Annotated in this window: 22 protein-coding genes and 1 pseudogene; 16 read left to right on the top strand and 7 right to left on the bottom strand. The window is 67.8% G+C overall.

Annotated elements, in window-relative coordinates; all coding sequences use genetic code 11:
• The first annotated feature begins 92 nt into the window (after nucleotides 1–92).
• The 6 genes from ACFV2O_RS22205 to ACFV2O_RS22230 all read left to right on the top strand — a co-directional run bounded on the left by ACFV2O_RS22205 (nucleotide 93) and on the right by ACFV2O_RS22230 (nucleotide 7,328).
• Nucleotides 93–1,289, top strand: a complete 1,197-nt coding sequence (locus ACFV2O_RS22205; protein WP_379253435.1) for an acyl-CoA dehydrogenase family protein — start codon at nucleotides 93–95, stop codon at nucleotides 1,287–1,289.
• Complete coding sequence (locus ACFV2O_RS22210) at nucleotides 1,286–2,626, top strand: LLM class flavin-dependent oxidoreductase (protein ID WP_355074368.1); 1,341 nt, start codon at nucleotides 1,286–1,288, stop codon at nucleotides 2,624–2,626. Before ACFV2O_RS22205 ends, ACFV2O_RS22210 begins: the two co-directional genes overlap by 4 nt.
• Entirely contained in the window at nucleotides 2,626–3,975 is a 1,350-nt protein-coding gene (locus ACFV2O_RS22215) for an NtaA/DmoA family FMN-dependent monooxygenase (protein WP_379253437.1), read from the top strand. Before ACFV2O_RS22210 ends, ACFV2O_RS22215 begins: the two co-directional genes overlap by 1 nt.
• Nucleotides 3,972–5,012, top strand: a complete 1,041-nt coding sequence (locus tag ACFV2O_RS22220) for an aldo/keto reductase (protein ID WP_355074364.1) — start codon at nucleotides 3,972–3,974, stop codon at nucleotides 5,010–5,012. Before ACFV2O_RS22215 ends, ACFV2O_RS22220 begins: the two co-directional genes overlap by 4 nt.
• The gene (locus ACFV2O_RS22225) at nucleotides 5,009–6,046 is read left to right on the top strand and encodes an aldo/keto reductase (protein WP_379253439.1); all 1,038 of its coding nucleotides are present in this window, start codon (nucleotides 5,009–5,011) and stop codon (nucleotides 6,044–6,046) included. Before ACFV2O_RS22220 ends, ACFV2O_RS22225 begins: the two co-directional genes overlap by 4 nt.
• 61 nt (nucleotides 6,047–6,107) lie before the next feature.
• Nucleotides 6,108–7,328 carry an acyl-CoA dehydrogenase family protein gene (locus ACFV2O_RS22230; protein ID WP_379253441.1) on the top strand — a complete coding sequence of 407 codons (1,221 nt, stop codon included), beginning with the start codon at nucleotides 6,108–6,110 and terminating at the stop codon, nucleotides 7,326–7,328.
• A gap of 231 nt (nucleotides 7,329–7,559) precedes the next feature.
• Here ACFV2O_RS22230 and ACFV2O_RS22235 read toward each other — a convergent pair whose 3' ends face one another.
• Together ACFV2O_RS22235 and ACFV2O_RS22240 are read right to left on the bottom strand one after the other, a co-directional pair.
• Nucleotides 7,560–8,117, bottom strand: coding sequence for a WHG domain-containing protein (locus ACFV2O_RS22235; protein ID WP_356967581.1), 558 nt, complete (start codon nucleotides 8,115–8,117; stop codon nucleotides 7,560–7,562).
• 55 nt (nucleotides 8,118–8,172) lie between these two features.
• On the bottom strand, nucleotides 8,173–8,970 hold the full coding sequence (locus tag ACFV2O_RS22240) for an alpha/beta fold hydrolase (protein WP_379253442.1): 798 nt from the start codon (nucleotides 8,968–8,970) through the stop codon (nucleotides 8,173–8,175).
• A gap of 194 nt (nucleotides 8,971–9,164) precedes the next feature.
• Between ACFV2O_RS22240 and ACFV2O_RS22245 the strand changes: the two genes are divergently transcribed.
• The 3 genes from ACFV2O_RS22245 (at nucleotide 9,165) to ACFV2O_RS22255 (ending at nucleotide 11,731) form a co-directional block, all read left to right on the top strand.
• On the top strand, nucleotides 9,165–9,314 hold the full coding sequence (locus tag ACFV2O_RS22245) for a hypothetical protein (RefSeq protein ID WP_379253443.1): 150 nt from the start codon (nucleotides 9,165–9,167) through the stop codon (nucleotides 9,312–9,314).
• 1,161 nt (nucleotides 9,315–10,475) lie between these two features.
• Nucleotides 10,476–11,282 (top strand): alpha/beta fold hydrolase, encoded by an 807-nt coding sequence (locus ACFV2O_RS22250; RefSeq protein WP_379253444.1) that lies wholly within the window; start codon nucleotides 10,476–10,478, stop codon nucleotides 11,280–11,282.
• A gap of 50 nt (nucleotides 11,283–11,332) precedes the next feature.
• Nucleotides 11,333–11,731, top strand: coding sequence for a nuclear transport factor 2 family protein (locus ACFV2O_RS22255; protein WP_355074351.1), 399 nt, complete (start codon nucleotides 11,333–11,335; stop codon nucleotides 11,729–11,731).
• Nucleotides 11,732–12,007: 276 nt separating this feature from the next.
• On the opposite strand, the gene ACFV2O_RS22260 is transcribed toward ACFV2O_RS22255, so the two are convergent.
• A complete protein-coding gene (locus ACFV2O_RS22260; protein ID WP_355074349.1) occupies nucleotides 12,008–12,580 on the bottom strand; it encodes an NADPH-dependent FMN reductase in 573 nt (190 codons plus the stop codon).
• A gap of 274 nt (nucleotides 12,581–12,854) precedes the next feature.
• Entirely contained in the window at nucleotides 12,855–13,889 is a 1,035-nt protein-coding gene (locus ACFV2O_RS22265; protein ID WP_379253445.1) for a zinc-dependent alcohol dehydrogenase family protein, read from the bottom strand.
• 239 nt (nucleotides 13,890–14,128) lie between these two features.
• On the opposite strand from ACFV2O_RS22265, the gene ACFV2O_RS22270 reads away from it, so the two are divergent.
• Together ACFV2O_RS22270 and ACFV2O_RS22275 are read left to right on the top strand one after the other, a co-directional pair.
• Entirely contained in the window at nucleotides 14,129–14,278 is a 150-nt protein-coding gene (locus ACFV2O_RS22270) for a hypothetical protein (protein WP_379253446.1), read from the top strand.
• Between the two features lie 297 nt (nucleotides 14,279–14,575).
• The gene (locus ACFV2O_RS22275; protein WP_379253447.1) at nucleotides 14,576–14,971 is read left to right on the top strand and encodes a hypothetical protein; all 396 of its coding nucleotides are present in this window, start codon (nucleotides 14,576–14,578) and stop codon (nucleotides 14,969–14,971) included.
• Here ACFV2O_RS22275 and ACFV2O_RS22280 read toward each other — a convergent pair.
• The gene (locus ACFV2O_RS22280) at nucleotides 14,933–15,340 is read right to left on the bottom strand and encodes a hypothetical protein (protein ID WP_379253448.1); all 408 of its coding nucleotides are present in this window, start codon (nucleotides 15,338–15,340) and stop codon (nucleotides 14,933–14,935) included. The two genes, ACFV2O_RS22275 and ACFV2O_RS22280, sit on opposite strands and share 39 nt — an antisense overlap.
• Nucleotides 15,341–15,395: 55 nt before the next feature.
• On the opposite strand from ACFV2O_RS22280, the pseudogene ACFV2O_RS22285 reads away from it, so the two are divergent.
• Nucleotides 15,396–15,482: pseudogene (locus ACFV2O_RS22285) on the top strand (IS5/IS1182 family transposase); the annotation flags it as partial.
• A 114-nt stretch (nucleotides 15,483–15,596) separates the two neighbouring features.
• Here the strand turns inward: ACFV2O_RS22285 and ACFV2O_RS22290 are convergent.
• The gene (locus ACFV2O_RS22290; protein ID WP_379253449.1) at nucleotides 15,597–16,136 is read right to left on the bottom strand and encodes a hypothetical protein; all 540 of its coding nucleotides are present in this window, start codon (nucleotides 16,134–16,136) and stop codon (nucleotides 15,597–15,599) included.
• Nucleotides 16,137–17,072: 936 nt separating this feature from the next.
• Between ACFV2O_RS22290 and ACFV2O_RS22295 the strand changes: the two genes are divergently transcribed.
• On the top strand, nucleotides 17,073–17,276 hold the full coding sequence (locus tag ACFV2O_RS22295; protein WP_039798023.1) for a hypothetical protein: 204 nt from the start codon (nucleotides 17,073–17,075) through the stop codon (nucleotides 17,274–17,276).
• A 112-nt stretch (nucleotides 17,277–17,388) separates the two neighbouring features.
• On the opposite strand, the gene ACFV2O_RS22300 is transcribed toward ACFV2O_RS22295, so the two are convergent.
• Complete coding sequence (locus ACFV2O_RS22300; protein ID WP_379253450.1) at nucleotides 17,389–19,533, bottom strand: hypothetical protein; 2,145 nt, start codon at nucleotides 19,531–19,533, stop codon at nucleotides 17,389–17,391.
• Between the two features lie 413 nt (nucleotides 19,534–19,946).
• Between ACFV2O_RS22300 and ACFV2O_RS22305 the strand changes: the two genes are divergently transcribed.
• Genes ACFV2O_RS22305 through ACFV2O_RS22315 form a run of 3 tightly spaced genes read left to right on the top strand, consistent with a single transcriptional unit; the run spans nucleotide 19,947 to nucleotide 21,273 of the window.
• Nucleotides 19,947–20,612: an FAD-dependent monooxygenase gene (locus ACFV2O_RS22305; protein WP_379253451.1), complete on the top strand. Its 666-nt coding sequence runs from the start codon at nucleotides 19,947–19,949 to the stop codon at nucleotides 20,610–20,612.
• Entirely contained in the window at nucleotides 20,609–21,109 is a 501-nt protein-coding gene (locus ACFV2O_RS22310; RefSeq protein WP_379253452.1) for a hypothetical protein, read from the top strand. The genes ACFV2O_RS22305 and ACFV2O_RS22310 overlap by 4 nt, the downstream gene beginning before the upstream one ends.
• A gap of 14 nt (nucleotides 21,110–21,123) precedes the next feature.
• Nucleotides 21,124–21,273 (top strand): hypothetical protein, encoded by a 150-nt coding sequence (locus tag ACFV2O_RS22315; protein WP_355074340.1) that lies wholly within the window; start codon nucleotides 21,124–21,126, stop codon nucleotides 21,271–21,273.
• Nucleotides 21,274–21,362 lie beyond the last annotated feature (89 nt).

A 21,362-nucleotide genomic window follows, 5' to 3' on the forward strand; every position in this document is an offset into this window, starting at 1 on the left:
CGTATTCCATTCCTGGCCCTTGCGGCCACGCCTTGCGAACGAGTTTGCCGAGAAATCATGAATTGTGTGCCACCGCGCGCCGCGAGCGCGTCATGACCGAAATATTGCCAACGACCGCCGATACCACGCCGACCGGCCTGGACGAGCACGCGCTGACCGGCGTGCTGGCCACGATCGCCGCGCGCGCCGAGGAACACGACCGGGCCGGGACCTTCCCGTTCGCGGCGTTCGAGGCGCTGCACGCCATCGGCGCGCCCGCCTTGACCGTCCCGGTCGCCTACGGCGGGCGCGGCGCGGGCATCGCCGAAGCGGTCGAACTCATCGAACGGGTCGGCGCCGCCGACCCCTCGGTCGGTCTGATTCTGCAGTGGAACTTCACGAACCACCTCGGCATGCTCCACCCGGACAGCCCGTGGCCGGAGGAGTTGAAGGAGCTGGTGCTGCGGTCGGCCGCCGCCGACGGCGCGCTGATCAACGGTCTCGCGGTGGAGCGCGAACTCGGCAGCCTGGCGCGCGGCGGCGTGCCCGCGACCACCGCGACCCGGCTGCCGTCGGGCGACTGGCGCATCGACGGCGAGAAAGCCTACGCCACCGGCATTTCCGGTCTGACTTGGTTCACCGTGACGACCAGCACCGCGGAGCCGCAGCCGCGCATCGCGACCTTCCTGCTGGACCGGTCGGTGACCGGCTGGCGAGTGGAGCGCACGTGGAACCACCTCGGCCTGCGGGCCTCCGACACCCAGTCGGTGATCTTCGATGCTGCCGTTGTGCCGCAGGCCCGGCTCGTCGACCTGCGCGATCCCTCCACCGGCACGGCGAAGGTGCGCCGCGCGGGCCGCCAGGCGCTGCCGCTGCTGCTGGCCGCCAACTACAACGGCGTCGCGGTCGCCACCCGCGACTGGCTGGTGCGCTACCTGCACACCAGGGTGCCGACCGCGCTGGGCGCCTCCCTGGCCACCGTGCCGCGCTTCCACGACCGCGTCGGGGAGATCGAGGCGTGGATCCAGACCAGCCGGGCGCTGCTGCGCCACGCGGTCGCCAGCCTGGCCTGCGAACCGGCGGGCGCGCTGCCCGCGCTGGCCAAACATGTCGCGACCACTACCGCCATCCGGGTCACCGAGTCCGCGCTCGACTTGACCGGAAACCCGGGGCTGGATCGCCGCAACCCCCTCGAACGCCACCACCGCGACGCCCTGGTGGGGCGAATCCATTTCCCGCAGAGCGATTTCGTGTTGGCCGACCTGGGTCGCACGGCGCTGGCGGCGGGCCGAGCAGTGGAGCGACCATGAGCCGACGGCAAGTGCACCTGAACGTCAATATCCTCAACGCCGGCGTCTTCGGCGGCTCCTGGCGTTTCCCGGGGACGGACCCGGTGGCGAGCTTCGGGCTCGACCATTACGTGCGGATCGCCCGGCGGGCCGAGGAGGCCCGGTTCGACGCCGTCTTCCTCGCCGACGGCCCTGCCATCCGGGAGGACATCCGGTACCGGCCGTTCAACAGCTTGGAGCCCTCGGTGATCCTGGCCGCGGTGGCCGCGGCCACCAGCCGCATCGGGTTGATCGCCACGCTCTCCTCGAGCTACAACCACCCCTACGACGTGGCCCGCCGCTTCGCTTCGCTCGACCTGCTCAGCGGGGGCCGCTCCGGCTGGAACGTGGTGACCACCGCGGGAGCGGACGCCGCCCGCAACTTCGGGTTCGACGAGGAACCCGAGCACGGGGCCCGCTACCAGCGCGCCGCGGAGTTCGTCGCCGTGGTGCGCGCGTTGTGGAACAGCTGGGAGCCCGGCGCTTTGGTCGGCGACAAGTCCGCGCACCGCTTCGCCGATCCGGACAAGATCCATCCCGTCGATCATCGCGGCACGCATTTCCGGGTGGCCGGTCCGCTCAACGTGCCGCGGTCCCCGCAGGGCGAACCCGTGGTGGTGCAGGCGGGCGCGTCCAGCGACGGCCGCGGGCTGGCCGCCAGGGTCGGCGAGGTGATCTTCACGGCGGCGCAGACCGAGGAGGAGGCCGGTGAGTACTACCGCGACGTGAAATCGCGCGCGGTGGCGCTGGGCCGCCGCGCGGAGGACGTGCTGATCCTGCCGGGTCTGTCGACGGTGCTCGGCTCGACCGAGCGGGAGGCCGCGCAGCGACGGGAGCTGCTCGACGAACTGGTACCGCCGGACTACGCGCTGAACCGGCTGGCCGCCCAGCTCGGCGTGGACCGCGAGGCGCTACGGCTGGACGCGCCGCTGCCGTGGCATCTGCTGCCCGAACCGGACCGGGCCGGCGGCTCGCAGACCTTCTACAAGATCGCGCTCGGGCTGGCTCGCCGGGACAACCTCACCGTGCGCCAATTGCTGCGCGAGCTCGGCGGCGGCGCGGGCCACCGCATCGTCACCGGCACACCGGAACAGATCGCCGACGCGATTGTCGACTGGGTGGACAAAGGCATCGCCGACGGCTTCAACCTGATGCCCGACGTGCTGCCGGACGGATTCGACGATTTCGTCGACGGCGTGGTGCCCATTCTGCGGCGGCGCGGCGTGCTGCGCACCGAGTACGAGACCACCACACTGCGTGGGCATCTCGGGTTGCCCGTCCCCGGACACACCCGCCCCCACGCGGAAGGAGCCGCCTGATGACCCGCACCCTGCACTTCTTCGTCAACGTCGGCAGCTCCGGTTACCACCCCGCGGCTTGGCGCGAGCCCGGCCTGCCCGCCGACGCGTTCATCCGGCTCGAGCACTATCAGCACGTGGCCGCCGTCGCCGAGCGCGGCGCGCTGGACGGACTGCTGTTCCCGGACATTCCCGTGCAGCAGCCGGGCATCGCCCGCGCCCCCGCCGCGACGCTCGACCCGATCCTGGTGACCTCGGCGCTGGCCGTGTCGACCGAACGGATCGGGCTGATCCCGACGGCGACCACATCGCTGAACCTGCCCTACAACCTCGCCAGGCGCATCCTCTCGCTCGACCACGCCAGCGGCGGACGGGCGGGCTGGAACGTCGTCACCACGTTCGAACCGAACGCCGCCCGCAATTTCGGCATCGAGTCCCTGCCCGAGCGCGACGAGCGTTACCGGCGGGCCGCGGAATTCGTGGAGTTGACCCAGAAGCTCTGGGACAGCTGGGAAGCCGACGCCGTCATCGGGGATCAGGCGGGTGGCCGCTTCGCCGACCCGGACAAGGTGCACGCGGTGGACCACCGCGGCGAGTTCTACGCCGTCGCCGGTCCGCTGAACGTCACCAGGTCGCCGCAAGGACGTCCGGTGCTGGTGCAGGCCGGCGCGTCGCCGCAGGGCAAGGCGTTCGCGGCCGCGCACGCCGAGGCGATCTACACGACCCAGTTGAGCGCGACCGCGGCCAGGGAATTCGTCACCGGGGTACGGAGCGCTGCCGCTGCCGCGGGCCGGGACCCGCGGGCCATCCGGATTCTCCCGGGACTGGTGCCGGTGCTCGGCGCGACCGAAGCGCAGGCACGCGAACGCTTCGACGCGCTGCAAGAGCGGTTGCCCGCGGACAGCGCGCCGGTACGCGCACTGGCCCGCTGGCTCGGCTACCCCGACGAAGAGCTGGATCTGGACGCGCCGCTGCCCGCGCGGCTGACCGCGCTGCCCGATGGCCGCATCGGCCCGCAGGGCTTCTTCGAATCGCTGACCCGCTACGCCACCGAGACCGGTCACACGGTGCGCAGGTTGCTGACCGAGTTCCTCGGCGGGCACCGGGTGGTCGCGGGCACCCCCGTCGCGGTGGCCGACCACATCGAGCGGTGGTTCCGCGAGACCGGCGTCGACGGTTTCACCATCATCCCGGCCGTGCTGCCGAGCTATCTGGAGGAGTTCGTCGATCAGGTGATCCCGGAACTGCGCGCCCGTGGCCTGTTCCGGGAGGGCTACGAGCACACCACCTTGCGCGGTCATCTCGGCCTCGCCGAACCGGCGAATTCCTTCGGCCGTACGCACTACGAGAAAGTGACCACCCCACGATGACACTCCGCTATCTCGGCCGCACCGGTGTGCTGGTCAGCCCGCTCACCCTGGGCGCCATGAATTTCGGCGCGTGGGCCAACCGCGACCACGACGACGCCGCGCGCATCATCCACCGCGCGCTCGACGCGGGCATCAACGTCGTCGACACCGCCGACGTCTACTCCCAGGGCGAAAACGAGGAGATCGTCGGCAAGGCCCTCGCGGGCCGCCGCGACGAAGTCGTGCTCGCCAGTAAATTCCACGGGCAGATCGGCGCCGACCCGAACTCGCGCGGCAACTCCCGCCGCTGGATCATCCGCGCCGTCGAGGACAGCCTGCGCCGGTTGAACACCGACCATCTCGACCTCTACCAGGTGCACCGCCCCGACCCGGACGTGCCGCTGGAGGAGACGCTGCGCGCCCTGCACGACTTGGTCGCCGCGGGCAAGATCCGCTACTACGGCACCACCACCTTCGAACCGCACCAACTGGTGGAGGTGCAGTGGGTGGCCGAGGACCGCAATCTGACCCGCCCGGTCAGCGAACAGCCGCCGTATTCGATCCTGGCGCGCGCGGCGGAGCGGGCCACGCTGCCGATCGCTCAGAAGTACGGGCTCGGGGTGCTCACCTGGAGCCCGCTGGCCGGTGGCTGGCTGTCGGGGCGATACCGGCCTGGGACGGACGCGCAGCCGTCGAGCAGGCTCACCAGGCAACCGCATCGGCACGATCCCGCGCTGGCGGCCAACCAGCGCAAGCGCGCAGCCGCCGAGGAACTGGCGAAGCTGGCCGACGACGCGGGACTCTCACTGGTGCACGTGGCGCTGGCGTTCGTCCTCCAGCATCCCGCGGTGAGCAGCGTCATCATCGGGCCGCGCACCCTCGAGCAGTTGGAGGGACAGCTCGGCGCGGTGGACGTCCGGCTCGACGCCGCGGTGCTCGACCGCATCGACGAGATCGTCGCACCCGGCCTGACCATCAGCCCCGCCGACGAAGGCTATCTGCCGCCTTCGCTCACCGACTCCGCCACCCGCCGCATCGTCCGAGGAGCCCACTCATGAGCCTGTCCGATCTGCGTGTCCTCGGCCGCACCGGGGTGCGGGTCAGCCCGTTGGCCCTCGGCGCCATGAACTTCGGCGCCCGCGGCCGCACCACGCACGAGGAGGCGATCGCGGTGATCCACCGCGCGCTGGACGCGGGCATCAACATCGTCGACACCGCCGACACCTACTCGCGCGGCGAATCGGAGACCATCGTCGGCAAAGCGCTGCGCGGCCGGCGCGACGAGGTGATCCTGGCCAGTAAGTTCCACAACGCCGTCGACGACGACCTCACCCACCGCGGCAACTCGCGGCGCTGGATCGCCCGCGCCGTCGAGGACTCGCTGCGCAGACTCGGCACCGATCATCTCGACCTCTATCAGGTGCACCGGCCCGAATCGGTCACCGCGATCGAGGAAACCGTCGCAGCGCTGGATGATCTGGTCCGCGCCGGCAAGATCCGCTACTACGGCACCTCCGTGTTCTCGCCCGGCGAGTTGATCGAGACCCAGTGGGCGGCCGATCGGCGCAAGCTGAATCGGCCTGCCACCGAGCAGGTTCCGTATTCGCTGCTGGTGCGCGGCATCGAACGCGAGACGCTGCCGATCGCGCGTCGGTACCGGCTCGGCGTGCTCACCTACGGTCCGCTGGCGGCGGGCTGGCTGTCCGGCAAGTACCGCGCGGGCGCGGCGCAACCCGAGTCCTACCGCGCCGACCTGATCCCGGGTCGTTTCGACATCGCCGCCCCGGCCAACGCCGCCAAGCTCGCCGCGGCCGAAGCGCTGGCGGTGCTGGCCGAGGAATCCGGGCTCACCCTGGTGCAACTCGCGGTGGGCTTCGTCCTGTCGCACCCGGATGTCAGCGCCGCGATCATCGGCCCGCGCACCGCCGAGCACCTCGACGCCTACCTCGGCGCGGCCGCGGTGACGCTGAGCGCGGACGTGCTCGATCGCATCGATGAGATCGTCGCTCCCGGAATTGTTTTCAGCGATCGCGACACCGGAGTGATCCCGCCCGCGCTGGCCGACCCGGCGTTGCGGCGCAGCGTCGCCTGAGCGCCCCGCGCCGAATCCGTCCTTCGCCGGTGGCGCACCGGCCCCTACTCCAGGAGTTCCGATGACCAGCATCGATACCGCCGCGGCCACCATCGCGCGCCCCGGTTCCCCCGAGATCGCTGCCTTCGTCGCCGAGGTGGCCGCGGACGCGGCGCGCCGACGCGCCGAGGGCGGCGACGAGCCACCGCACGCGGCGATCGCGGCGGCCAAACGGCTGCGTCTCGGCGCGGTCCGGGTACCCGCCGATCTGGGCGGCGGGGGCTGGCGGATCTCGGAGCTGTTCGATCTGCTGATCGACCTGGCCGAGGCGGACCCCGACGTCCCGCACATCCTGCGCATCCACTTCGGCTTCGTGGAGGAATTGTTCCGGTTGCCCCGCACCGGCAAGAAGGCGGCCTGGATCCCGGAAGTGCTGGCGGGCAAGCTCTTCGGCGGAGCGCTAACCGAATTGAGCAATCGTTCCGCGGGCAGCTGGACCTACGACAGCACTTTGACGCCAGCACCCGGCGGGGGCTACCTGCTCAACGGGCGCAAGTTCTACAGCACGGGCGCGTTGTATTCCGACTACGTGCGCATCAGCGCCGAGGTGCCCGGACAAGGCCTGCTCACCGCCGTGGTCCCCGCCGACCGGGCCGGCGTCGCCCATCTCGACGACTGGGACGGCATCGGCCAGCGGCACACCGGCAGCGGCACCACGGTGCTCACCGACGTGGCGGTGGCCGAGTCGGAGACGCTGCCGTGGCGCGGTTCGGATTCCGGCGTGCCGCCGCGTCAGGCGTTCCCGCAGTTGTACCTGCACGCCATAGCCGCGGGCATCCTGCGGTCCGCGGCCGCCGACGCCGCCGAGCTGGTGCGCACCCGCAGGCGGAACTTCGTGTTCGCCAATACCGAAGAGCCCCGCCACGATCCGCAACTGCTCGAGATCATCGGCACGATCTCCGCCACGGCCTTCGCCGCCGAATCGCTGGTGCGCGCCGCCGCGCTGGCGCAGGATCGCGCCTTCGACGTCGCCCGCGCCACCGGGATCGACGCGGACCTCGAACACGACGCGGCGGTGCTGGCCGCCAAAGCCAAGGTCGCCATCGAGGAGCCCGCACTGCGGGCGGCGGGGCGCATCTTCGATGTCGGCGGCGCCTCGGCCACCCGCGCCTCCGCACAGTACGACCGGCACTGGCGCAACCTGCGCACCCTGTTCTCCCACAACCCCGCGGTGTACAAGGCCCGCGCGCTGGGCGACCTCCTGGTCAACGACACCCCGCTGCCCGAAGCGGGTCACTTCTGAGGCCGGAGTCATCGCTCGGAAACATCAATACGGCATGCAACGCCGAAGCTGCGCGCGACGGCTGGGTGCACACGGGTGACATCGGCAGGCTCGACGAGCACGGCTTCCGCTGCGTCGTCGACCGTAAGACGAACTGATCGTCAGCGGTGGCTCACTGTGTTCCCCCGTCAGGTGGAGGACGTGCCCGGCGACAGCGACGCGAGCAGCCTCGCGCGGTCCGCGGTTTCGGGTTCACCGTGACGGCAGCGCGCTGAGCACCATGCGGGTCAGGGTGGCGAAGGATGTCTCGATGTCGTCGGCGAGCTGGAAGCCTCCTTGGGACTCCAGGGTGGCGAAGCCATGTCCGGCGGCGCGGATGCAGCGGGTGAGGTGCACTGCGTCTGCGCCGGTGACGCCGCAACCGGTCAGGACAGCGAAGATGGTGTCCATCAGGCGGTGGCTGGCGGTGTCCCAGCCTGGTGTCGCGCGCGGGTTCTGGGGCAGCATCGCGTACCGGTGGGGGTGTTCGACGGCGTAGTTGCGGTAGGCGCGCAACAGAGCGCCCACCGCTTCGGGGCCGCCGAGCCCGACTACCGATCGGGTCACCCGTTCGGTGAGTTCGTCGAGGACGCGCACGCCGACGAGGTCCACCAGTTCGTCCAGGTTCTTGACGTGCTTGTACAGCGACGGGGTGGCCACGTCGGCGCGGGTGGCCACCGCGGCGAGGGTCAGGGCGCGGGGCCCGCCCTCGTCGACGACGGCGACGGCGACGTCCACCACCGCGGTGGGGGAGAGTCCTGCGCGTGGCATCACGGCTCCTTCGCGGCGGAGGTCGAGGCGACGGGGAGGTGTCCCACGTGGGGCATCACAGCTCCTTCAGGAACGTCGCGAGGGTGTGCGCGACGAATTCCGGGTTGTCGGCGTGCGGGTAGTGCCCCGATCCGTCCACCATCGCGACCCGGGACGGTCCGGAGACCTCGTTCGCGATCCGCTGCGCCTCGGCGGCTGGGTCGGCGAAATCGCCGTCCTTGGTTCCCATGACGATCAAGGTCGGGGCGGTGATGTCCGACAGGTCCAGGGCCGGGTCGGCGGGCAGCGAATCGGTGAGGGCGCTCAAGGCTGCGAGGTGTCCCTTGCGGCGCAGCATCGCCTTGTTCGCGGCCAGATATTCGGCGAAGTCGGCGGGCTTGGTGCCCGGGTACAGCGTCTTCAGGAACATTGTCCACAGCGAAGCATTGCCGGTGACGAGTCTGGCGGCCAGCCCCATGACGAAGCCGGGCTTCTCGTGCCGCACCGCGGCACCCACGAGCACCAGCCCGCGCACCAACTCGGGTTCGCGGACGGCGACCTGCCCGGCGGACTTCGCTGCGAACGAGTGGCCGACGATCACGGCCGGCCCGCCGAGATGACCGATCACGGCGGCGATGTCGTGTCCGACGGCGGTGGGATCGTACTGCGGCCAGTCGGCGCTGGAGTCGCCGTGACCCCGGATATCCATGACAGCCACCCGGTTTCCGGCTTCGGCCAGCGTCGGGGCCACGAACCGGAAATCGGCGCGGTTGACGCCGACGCCGGGGACACACACCACCAGAGGCCCATCGGAGGGGCCGATGAGCTCGTAGGCGATGGTGCCGTCGGAAAGCGAGAGGTACTGAGTGGTCATGCCGATGCACCACCTCGTCCCGGCGACCGCCGCGACACCAACCACGACAGCACATTCCGTCGGCAGATCACCGACACAAGTGGCGCGACTTTTCCTGGTCGTCCGCAATCCCGATGCCGGGATCCGCGTCGGCACGCACGAGCCGCTTGTCATGGCCGTCCTCAGTTACCACCCGGGCCGTCCGAGCGCTCCTGGTGCAGCTGCGCCATGTCGCGGCGCTGCTGCGCGGAGTGCACGACGACATCGACGCCGAGGATCCCTCGACGGCCTATCTGCTACAAGACATCATTTGCCGCGTCGAGAAACACGCGTGGACGCTACGCGCGCAGATGCTTCCGGCATAGACCACGCCGCAGTCGGGCTCCCCGATCAGACCGGGTGCCCACATTCACGGTACGGACAGCTGCCATCGGTGCGGTCTCGCGTTCGGACCGCACTCTCCGGCGCCGGGTGTTCCGCACGACAGACGTTCGCGCCGCAGCACTTCCGATGGTTCGTGTGAAACGCCTACGCGAACGACTGAGCCGGTCGGACCCCCGCGAGATACTGCGGGAGGAAAGCCGTTGGTTCCACGGCACCGAACCCACCTGGACGCGCGTCGAAGCGCGCGGTGTCGCCTCCGTCGGCCGAATCCGGGTCACCCGCACGTGGACCGACGCACACCAGTAACGCCATCTCGACCTCGAGCCGGTCGTCTATCGGTCGACCCCGCCGCTCGATCGCTCGCGGTGGCTCGTACTTCACGGAATTGAAATGGCTCGGGCCATGTCACCACCCAGCAGCGCGGCACCGCTTTACCACCGCAGCGAGGCCCGGTTGACGATCGTCACCCGGATCACCGGGGGACAACCAGGCCAGGCGGCACTCGCTGCGCGGCGGGCTATCCACGTGCCAATGGGCAGCAGGTCGATCACGATTGAGCTCATCCATCCAACCGGCGAATATTGACACGGTTACGCTGCAGGTTGAAGCTGAAGACCGGTGTGAGCAGTAGTCTCGTACAGCGGGGAGGGCCGCTGTGCACCACGACGGACCATCGGCAGCGTAGAGGCGATGGTTACGTGTCGGGATATCTTTCCCCGCTCGGTTCATGCGATGCGAAGCCTTGAACGCAGGTTCGGCTCCCCACCGATCGTTCTGATCCACGGGCTTCGGATGACGCCCGCAACTGCAACCGCTGGGCGGAGCGCTACGCTCTCGCATCGGCGACGAGCCCCGCGGGCGCGTGGGCAGGGCCGACCAGCGACCTACCTACAAGGTGGTCGTCGCGGATGTCCCGAGTTCCATGGAACTGAGCGGCGGCTCCGGTCGGCGCCGGGCTTCGTTCAGGTGATGACGAGTTGCTGCCCAGCGCGGGCACGAGCCTCGCACAGACGCGATTTTCGGAGTGGCTGACCCGCCGGGTGCCCCAGTCGTGCGGGCGGCAGCGTGCCGCCCGCACCGAACACAGGCCGCTGTCGGTCCGGATCCGGCCTGAGACGTCCTGCACAGCGAAGGAGCACACCATGAGCTTTGTTCGATTCGCCCGAACCGTGCTCGTCACGATCGCCCTCGTCGCCGCCTCGGCCGCGACGCTGGCCGGCCCGGCCGCTGCCCGAGGATTGCCCACAGTCGTCTTGGTGCACGGCGCCTTCGCCGACACCACCAGTTGGGACCCGGTCGCCGCCGAGTTGCGCGGCCGCGGCTACACCGTCGCCGTCCCCGACAACCCCCTGCGCGGACCCGGCTACGACGCGGCCACCGTCGAGAAGACCCTCGCCGGGATCTCCGGGCCCGTTGTGCTCGTGGGCCACTCCTACGGCGGCGCGGTCATCAGCAACATCCACAACCCGAACGTGCAGGCCCTTGTCTATGTCGCCGCGTTCGCGCCGGCAGAGGGGGAGCCCGTCCAGCTGGGACTGGATCCGATCCGATTCCCCGGTAGTCAGCTGCTCCCGCCCGTCTTGCAGGTCAAGCTCGTCGACGACGCGCACGCGATCGGCGGCAGGAACCTCGACGGCTACATTGCCTCGGACGCGTTCCACCGGGTGTTCGCGCCGGATGTCAGCGATGCGACGGCCGCGGCCATGCTGGCTCACCAGCACTCGATCGCGCTGTGGGCCAACCTGGAGCCGTCCGGGCCGACGTCCTGGTCGAACACTCCGAGTTGGTCGCTGATCCCCACTGGCGACAACATCATCCCGCCCGCTTCGCAGCGCTTCATGGCCGGCCGCATCGGGGCGCACACCACCGAGATCGCCGCCTCACACGCCGTGCTCGTATCCCAGCCCGTCGCCGTCGCCGACGTCATCGTCACCGCCGCGGGCAGCTGACCGGGGGCAGGTCGAACTACAGCCACCCGCATGAACGGAAAGGAATCGCGATGACCAGTTCCCCCGCCGACCTTATGCGACGCAATCTTCTGGACGTCTTCAACGAACCCGACCCGGCTCGCCGGGCCGCGGCCATCGCCGAGACCTATGCCGAGGACGTGATCTGGCACGAACCGGACCGAATTCTGCGCGGACGCAAGGACCTCGAGCGCCGGGCCGAGGAGTTGCGTGCCGAAAACCCGGACTGGACCTTCCGGCCCTTCGGTCCGGTGTCGGAACTCGACGACATCGGCCACCTCGGCTTCCAGTACGGCCCCGTCGACCGACCTCCGGTGATCAGCGGCATGGATATCGCTCGTACCGAGGACGGCGTCATCATCGAGCTCTACACCATCGTCACCGAGACTACGGCGGCGACGGTGCTGACGGCCAACCTGTACCGCGGCTGACCGTTCTCGAGCGCTGGTCCGACGGCACCATTCGGCTGTACTGGGCAAGCGAACTCATGTTCGTACCGCCAGATGATTCCGGGCAGGATCCCGGGCGCCCCGATAACGGTGGAGACGCCTGGGCACTGTTCGATCTGGCCACTACGCCGCCGTTCCGGCGATGGCGAGTTCGACACTCGCCCGCGAACTGGTGACGACGCTGACGGAGTTCGCGGACACTGTGGCGATTCGGCGCCGGCGGAGGCGACCCACGTGCCACGGGCCGGGAAGATCGGGTCAGCCGAGTTGGGGGACCACGCTGTGCACGCGGGTGATGAAAGTGGCGAAATCCGCCATGAACCGGGTGAGGAATCGCTTCGTCGAGTCGTCGAGGACATCGCCATCAGGGGTGAAGACGTCCGGGTGGAATTGGATGTAGGCCTCAGGGGAATTCATCTGCGGGGAATTGCAATAGCCGAGCACGCTGCGCAGACTGAGCTGAGCGAGCGCGGTGCCGAGTTTGCCCGGCGAGGCGCCGATGACGGCGGACGGCTTGAGCGCGAACGAGTTGTCGCCCCATGGGCGGCTGGCCCAGTCGATGGCGTTCTTCAGCGCTCCCGGGATCGAGCGGTTGTATTCCGGCGTCACGAACAGCACAGCGTCGACAGCGGCGATGGCCGCCTTGAGTGCGCGGCCCTCCGGCGGGTAGTCGACGTCGTAGTCGCGGTTGTACAGCGGCAGATCCTTGATCGGAATCTCGGTGAACGACAACTGGGTCGGCGCCAGCCGGATCAGAGCCTTGGACAGGATCCGGTTGGCGGATTCCCTGGAAAGACTGCCGACGATGTAGCCGACCGTGTAGGTACTCACGCGTTGCCTCCTGACCAGAGAGGTGCCCGGTGCTGTACGAAGCGCCGAGCGTCGTCGACGCGCGGCGGTTTCACGAGACTGCACGGACAACGTAGCACTTCACAGCGGTCGCGGCGCCCGAGAAACGGACGCCGCCGGTCGGCGGCGGTGTCGCGGTAGTGGATGGACCGTCTGTGGCTGAGCCGTTTGCTGAAGTGAGTGCGGTCCAGCTTCATCTAGTGCGGTCGTTGCTCATCGGATTGATCAATGGCCTCGGCCGATCTCGGCTTGAAAGTCATGGAACGCCCCCCTCTTCGAATACGAAAAGGGGTTTGCCCCCGTGTGCGGGTGTTTCGGCGAGCGAGACGGCTTCGGTGAAGTGTTCGAGCGGGAATGGCTGACCTGGGGGAATGTTCAGCACTTCGTCAGCGACGAGATCGCGAACCTCGGACAGCGCGCGCAGCGCATCCTGAGGTGAGGTAGTGCCGAGCCAGTGGTAGAGCCAGAAGCCACGGACCACTTTGGTTTCGTAGATGATCGAGCGTGCCAGCAGCGGGATCGTCAGCGCTGCCGGGTCGGCTTGGCGGTGGGTGGAGAGTGCGCCGTAGACCACGACCTCTCCGCCCGGAGCCAATGCCTGGGATACCCGGGCACCTACCTCGCCCGCGACACAGTCGATGGCCTTGCGCACCCCGGGCGGTCCTGCGATTTCGGTGACACGCTGCAATAGGTCCTCATCCGCGGTGCAGATGACCTCCTCCCCTCCGAGCGTCTTGATCTCCTCGACGGCATCGCGTCTCCGCACGACGTTGATCGTCCGAATACCCAAATGTCTGGCCAGTTGGATGACGAGCCGGCCGACAGTGGAGCCCGCGGCCGTCTGCAACATCCATTCACCCGGCCGTACGTCGAGTTCGTGAGTCACCAGTAACAGCGCGGTCAACGGATTGACCGCGAGCTGGCAGGCACTGGAATCGCTCAGATCATCGGGGACCGGCAGAAGCCTTCCTGTATCGGCGACGATGTATTCCTGCCACGTGCCGGTTACACCGACGGTCACCACGCGCTCGCCGATCCGCAGTCCCTCGGTATCCGGACCGAGCGCCTCGATTCGGCCCACGCATTCCATACCCACCACGGTGGGAAACTCGGGGGAGAAACCGTAGCGGCCACGCAGCATGTGCAGATCGCTGGCGTGGATCGGTGTCGCTTGCACGCGGATCAACGCCTGACCGGCTTCCGGCGTGGGAACGGGCCGTGATTCCAGCCGCAGGACGTCGGTTGGCTCGCCGATTTTTCCGGCTACGAGCGCGCGCATGGATTGTGGCATGAGCGAACTTTCGGCTCTCGGCGCCCGACCAACTCGGGCGTTCTGGACAGGAACACGCCGGTGTCGACGTCGGCGACTGGGCTCCGGACCTTTCTTTTCGATGGAGCAAGACCCATGCGCACGTTGCCGTCGGCGTCCGGTCAATGCAGGCCGATGATCACCCGCTCACACCGGCCGATTACCGGCCGTTTCGCCTCTACAGCCCCAGGTATGACGCCAGAAGTTACCCCACAGCAACTGTGCTGGACGGTCGACTCGCCGATCCGATGCCCAGCTACCGGGTGAGCGAGGTACTCGGCGATCTGGCCATCGACAACGACAACGAGAAGCGGCTGCGGGCGACATCGCGGATTTCCCTGCGCACCGGATCGAGCGGGGACGACCGATAGACGACGACCGCGCTAGAGGTCGAGATAGCGTTGCTGGTGTGGCGAGTGGTACGGGGCGCCGCGTTGCGCCGGGACCCGCCGCAGCTCTTGTCGTCGTGACAAACGTCCGGTGAGACTTCGTACTCTCGGGACGATGGCGCGATCTGCGCGCCGATCTACTGTTTCGGCGTCGATCTCGAGCGAACCGCACAGCAGCGCGGCGGACCCATCCAGGAGAAAGATTTGATTGTGTTCATTCCGACCGAAGAACCATCGTCACGATCGGATACTCCGGCCGCCAACGATGCCCACTCGGCGATGAACAGCGCCGAGAATTCTCTCTCGCCGAATACCGAGCACGCATCCGACGATATTCTCCCGCTCGGACCGCCCGCACTGGTTCTGGGCATCGTGCTGCTCGGCGTCGGGTTCGCCGCGCTGCTACCGGCTCGGAGTTGGTCACGCGACTACGGCTCGCTGGTCCTCCCCGCCTATGTTCTTTACATCAGTCTCGCCGGTTCGCTGAGCGTCTGGGGTCTCCGGCTGGCCCACCGGCAGCACGTCCGAGCGCTTCGCAGCGCGACCGACCAGCGGAACTCCGCGGCGAGTTCCGTCGCGCAACGCGCTCGCCCGAGCGCCGAAACCCATCCCACGTTCGTGCGGCAAACGCAGCGATCAGACGCCGGGATCGGTGGCCGCGCGCAGGACCGGTAAGGCCCCCATCGCTAGGGTCTGCGTGACGATGGGCGCGATGACAGGCACGAGCGCGCGCAGCGCAGTGGGCATGTTGCGCATCTGGAACGCTTGCACTATGACTGCTCGAATCCCGAGCGTGTCGTCATGACGACCATCGACTCGAACGTATGGGGCGGCCATTCCGGTCACACCTACACCTTCGAGCGCAGGCCCGGCGGGAAGACCGATGTGGATGTCGTCATCGTGCGCGAGGGCAAGAACCTCAAGGGACGGGTCCTCGAAGTCATGGTCGGGACTGTCGGCAAACGCGTCCTGCGCCAGGCCCTCGACAAGACGGTCAAGGCTATCGAGACCCGCGACAACGACGGGGAACGGCGAAACAGTCATGATGAGACTTGTTCGTCGATGTTTGGTTGTGGAGGATGCGTTGTCGCTGCGGCTGGTGCCGGACGCATTATGTGAGCTGGCCGAGCCGTTGTTGCCGAAGTTCACGCCGCGGCCGCAGGGTGGCGGTGCCGCGCCAGCGGACCACTGTCAGCCCGATGGGGAAGTGGGCGGAGTATCCGGCTGTGTTGGCGGTGGTGTTTCCGAGTCCTTCGAACGACCGCGCTGGCCCGTGTTGTAGCCGGTGCGCTGGTTGCGGTCAGTTCAGCGCGTGAGCGAACCAGCCGCCGGGTGCGAGATCCGGCCGCGGGGAGGACGGCGGGCTCCATGTAGAGGTGGGTTGTTCCGGCCACAGGACCTGTGCCCGTTCGGCGGCGCTGCGGAAGGGTTCTGCGTCGAGTTCTACGCGGTGCTCGCCGATTCCGGCGGCGGGCCAGGCGACGATTATCGACAAACGTCCAGGTGGCGGGACGGGTGTCAGGTAGTAGGTGTAGCTGCTGAAGTCGGGGCTGCCACCACCCCCACCCGACATCAATACCGCCGTGGTGCTGTTGTCATCCGCGGCGGAGTCGTCGATGTTTGTCGCGGTGCGGCCGTCGGCGAACTCGACGCCGAGCAGATACTGGTCGCTACCGCCTCCGTGAGGTCCTGCCATAGCCCCGATCGCCGACACAGAGCCGGGCTGGCGAACGTGCAACCGGAAAAACAATTCGATTCCCTGGGTGTAGGCGCGTGCACCGCTGAGCGCGATCGCGATGTCGTCGGTGCGCACGAGTGCAGCATCAATGCCCACGGTCACGGGAAGCTCGTTCGACGGTCTGGTACGCCTCCGAAAGCCGGACGCCTGTTGCCCAGTGGCGGAGAGCCTTTCGTCCAATGATGCCTCCTTCGTCTTATCGCCCGTTTCGGTGCAGGCGCGTATCAGGCAACGGTAGCGTTCCCTCCGACAGCCTTGGTGGCGCTGGCTCTACGCAATGGGGCTTTCTGACATAAGCGGAGGGGCCAGAACTGCCCGGCGTTCAGCCGCCGGAATGGTCGTGTGCGGAAACCAGCCGACTACACGTGGTGGTTGCACTGGTCCAGTACGGCCGCATGGTCTCCACCGGAAGAGTATCCTCATCGAGCCTCGGAATCCGCTCTGTGTCAGGTTCTGGCTCATCTCTCCGATCAGGTGTTTCGTGGTCGGGGTGGTTACCCGCAGCGGGCGCCGATCGGCAAGCACCAAAGCCCGTAGTACAGGGCCAGCTCGATGCTGCTTGTTCTGGTCTATGAACCGCATTCGGTCCTCCGAGTCCATCGGCAGGCTTGGGCACGCGACGACCGAGTGCCCTGGCGGACGCATCGCGGCCTTTGGCGATGAGGTGGACGAACCGGGCGAGATAGGTTTGAGGGCGCGGCCGCCCACTGCGCTCGTCGTGCGAGCCGGTCCGATCACCAGGCTCCGGCCGCGTACACGATGCCACCACGCCGATCGAGGTGTACCGGAGGCGCCTCCAGCAAGTTTGGCAGCAATGACCTTCAGAATCAATGCGTGTCTGCGGTATTCGGCTCAGCACGTCTAGCGTGTGCTGGTGAGTCGCAGCTGGTCGCAGCGAGTTTCTGGTGTGGATGCCTTTGGTACCGGGTGCCGAGACGAGGGGGCCGGCCGTTTACAGCGGCGCGGTGGTGCTATTCGGTGAAGGACACGACATAGTGCCTCGACAACGGCTTCGACAACACGATCAAGGAGGTTCACGTGGCCGAGAAGAGCTACCGCTCCGCCGATACCGGCGAATACGTGAGCGAGGAGACCGCAGCGGAGAACCCGAAGACCACCCTCGGTGAGGATGAGCCTCACGACGGGGACAACCGGCGCGACCGCTCAGCAATTACTGGACATTTCGTCAAGCCTGACACCAGCCGCCGTCACCCCGACACCACCGTGACCGAGAACGGATGACGCATCGAGTCGCGCCACCGTTTCGAGGCGGCGGCCAGTCCGGCATTCGATGGGAACTGCTCCGCGACAACGGCGGTTCGGTGTTTTTCGGTCACCCGGTGTTCGGGCGTGTTCAGCAGGGCGGCCGATAGGGACGGCCGTGTAGGTAGAGTCCCCAGTCGCCTTCCCAGAGCGGCCCGCTGACCTGCGCGCAGATGCGGGGGATGAGTTCGTCTGGCGTGGCGTCCCACGATATAGGTGGGTGATCGTCGTATTGGGCGTGCACCCGTCCGCGCTCGTCGAACCGAAGCGCGCGCAGGTGGACGGACAGCTCGGCGGGTAGGGACCAGGCGAACAGTTCCTGCGGTGCGGAGCGGTCGCGCAGGTCGAACAGTCGAACCGAACGATTGTCGCCCACTGCGAGCACGGTCGCGTCCGAGGACAGGCCAATGGCATACGTCGAGAGACCTGACGGGCTGCCGATGGATGCGGTCAGCCGCGCCTTGTCCGGATGTGTCAGATCGAATACCCGTATTCGGCCGTCCTCGTCGCCGAATACAAGCACACGACCGTCGCGGCTGAGGGTCGTCGCGGAGACCCGGTTCTTCTTGTCCGGGTACGTGGCGACGATCCGGGGAGTTCGCGGGTCGGTGGCGTCTACGATCGACATGCTGCCGTCGCCACCGGCGATGAGAATCAAACCCCGTTCGACGGCCTCCACCCGGCTTATTCGGAACTCGCTGTCGAGCGTGCCCAAGGGCACCGGATGGGTTCTGTCACCGACATCAAAGATCTCGAGTCCGTCGGGTACGCCAATCGCCAGTTCGGTACCTGTTGGGTCGAACGACAGCGCTGCACTGAGCGCGGTCATACTGTTGCATATGTTCACGGTCCCGACTTGCACCGGGGCAGCCGGATCGCCTACATCCCAGAGGAACACGGAGGTGTCGTAGCCGCCGACGGCCAACGTGCGCCCATCAGGGCTGAACGCCAGTGCCACGCCGGTAGCAACAGGCAGGACGGCGGTCACCACTGGTCGGTCGACATCGACGAGATCCCGGAGCACCACCTCTTGGCTGCTGCCGGATGCCAGCAGCCGTCCGTCCGGACGCACCGCGATCGCGGCGGCCTGGTCCGTCAGATCGGTGAGCGCGGGGCCGTAAAGACGCCAGGTACGGACCCGCCCGCCGAAGGAAGCGGTCACGACATCGCGGCCGTCGGCGGTGCAAACGGCCCCTGACACCATGTTCACGCCGTCGTCCAGAACCTTCTCGATATGAATCCTCGCCAGGTCCGCGGTGTTCCACAATCTGGCGCTGTCGCGGCTCGCGGTGACCAAGTGGTGACCATCGCGACCGAAGACCGCAGTGCATACAGGACTCTCGTGCTTCTTCACTATCGCAGGGGCGGCAGGACCCGCGAAATTCCATACCGCCACCCGGCCGTCGTTACCGCCAGCCACCAGGGACCGTCCATCCGGTCCGAAATCCGCGACGCACACTCCTTCCGGACGGCCTGACAGAACCGCGCCCGGCGCCGGGGAGAGGGGGTCGGCCACGTTCCACAGGCGGATCGCGCCGTCGGGAGCTTCGACGGCCAGCATGCGCCCATCCGGGCTGAAGGGGATCGACAGAACACCGGATACACCGTCGGTGATGCTGCCGGCCCGGCTCGGATGCGCGGGATCAGCGATCGACCATAGGTCAACCCGCCAGCCCTCGCGCCGGATCTGCCCGCCGACCGCCAATGTGCGGCCGTCTGGACTGAATCGAAGTGATACGACAGGCGGGCCGACGAACTGCGCGACAGCAATTGGGTCGGCCGGATTCGTAATGTCCCACAGACCAACGGTGCCGTCGAGACTGCCGGTGGCCAGCAGCCGGCCGTCCGGGCTGAAAGTCACCGAATAGGTGAATCGAAGGGCCAGCCTGCTCAACGCGTTGGACCTGTCCGCAGCGGTCAGATCCCACAGTGTGACGGTTTGTGACTCGCCTGCGGTAGCCAGCAGCATCCGGCCGGAATTGATCGCCGCCACGGAATCGGTGAAACCGAGGTAGGTCTCCCGTGGGGTGGCGACCGCGGCCAGCAGTCCGGACCACGCTTGGGAGGTCGGCGCGTACCGGTAGGCCAGAATGTTCAACTGCCTGGCGAGGTTCTGCTGCGTCGGTCGAACCCCCGCGGCATCCGCCGCGAGCCGACGCGAAAGCGCAATATCGCCCTGGTTTCTGGCTTCCAGCAGCTGCTGTCCCGCGAAGACCACAGCCACCACCGTCGCCACGGTCGAAAAAACGACGATGACGAGGGCCGCTCGGCGCAGCCTCAACCCTCTGCGATCCGCACTGTCGAGGTCGTCCGGGCTCCTGTCGTGCACGGGTGCGGCCAGTTTGCATATCGCGGACCGAAATGGACTGTTGCGCGACGTGAGCCGACGGGAATCGAGGTCGCGCAGGTCGACCCACAGCGGCTCACCGCGGAACCATCCGTCGAGCTGCGGTGGTAGCGCCGTGGTGCGCGATCGATCGAAGTCGCCGAGCCGCTCGTCCCAGTGGATCTCACCGGCGGCTACGACTATCAGGAATTTCTCCGGCGTGCCGATCTGCTTCCAGAACTCCACCTCCCGCCGCACCCCCTTGGACGCGGCGGCCTGCGGGGAGGCCAGCAGAATGAAGAACTCGGACTCTCTACCCGGGCGTGACACTGCGGGGCGGCGCGGAGGTCACCGCTGTTAGGGAGAGAATCGGCTGCGTCGAAGTGGATTTCGACGACAAGACCACCGGGAGGGCCGAGTCCGTTCGAGCGCGGTACGTCCGGGGTTGCGACGGGGCGAACAGTCTGGTGCGCGGTGCGATCGGCAGACGCATGCAGGATCTGCGATTCGACCAGCGGTGGCTGGTGGCCGACATTGCCACGACGGCCGACCTGGGTCATTGGGAGGGCGTACAACAGATCTGCGATCCGTCGCGAGCGGCCACCTTCATGCGCGTCGGAAGAACTCGATACCGGTGGGAATTCCGATTGCACCCGGCTGAGACCGCGACCGACTATCGGGATCTCCTCCAGCTTCGGCCGTTTCTCGCCCCGTGGCTCGACGAAGCAGCCTACGAGCGATCCGAACTGGTGCGGGTCGCGGAGTACACCTTTCGTGCTCAGCTCGCCGACCGGTGGCGCAGTGGGCGAGTGTTCCTGCTCGGGGACGCCGCCCATCTCACCCCGCCATTCATCGGGCAGGGGATGGGTGCGGGTTTGCGTGATGCCGCCAACCTCAGCTGGAGTTGGCCGGAGTGCTGCGCGGTGAGCTGTCCGAGGGGGTGCTCGATACCTACGAAGCCGAACGAAAACCACATGCACGGGCCATGATACGGCTGGCCAAGTTCACCGGCCTGACGATGACCGAAGGCGGAGAACTGGGTAACCGCCTGCGTAACCTCATCGCACCGCGACTGCGCGTCGTGCCCGGCCTCACCGGCATGGTCACCAGCGGAGAGTCCCCGCCCCTCCGCCGTTCCTCGCTGGTGGAGGCGCCGCGGATGCGTAGAGGTCTGACCGGCCGGCTCGTCCCGAACGACCGCTTGGCCGATGGGCGGCGCGTGGACGACGTCGTTATAGGGCGATACGCCATCATCACCACGGCCGAATTATCGCCAGGTGATCAGGCGATCGTGAAACAACGCGGCGGTGTCGTGCTGCGCCCCGAGCCGCATACGGATCTGTACCGCTGGATTCGCCGCGGCCACGTGAGCGCGCTCCTGGTCCGGCCGGACGGCATCGTGCAGAGCTGCCGGGGAAGCCTGCCTGCTCTGTGCGCGTCGCTCCCGCGGTTCGCGCCGAGTATTCCGCGGACACGTGCGAGCTGAACGTCGCGGCCAAGGTGACCGAGCAGCAGGTGACCGGCCAGATCGAGCAGGTGATGTCCGGACTGAAGGGGTTGTCACAGGTCGCCGCCATCGTGGATCCATACAACTGTGGTCTAGGGCTCGCCGAGCGTCGTCCGATCACGCTTTCGTCATCCTCGAAGTAGCCACCGGTTTCCACCGCCTCGCGCCGCACTCTGATCAGTGCCCGATGCCGCTCGTTGCGCCGAAACCTTGCTCGGTGTCTAGCGCATCG

It is taken from the genome of Nocardia sp. NPDC059691 (assembly GCF_042733915.1).
Classification (GTDB): domain Bacteria; phylum Actinomycetota; class Actinomycetes; order Mycobacteriales; family Mycobacteriaceae; genus Nocardia; species Nocardia sichangensis.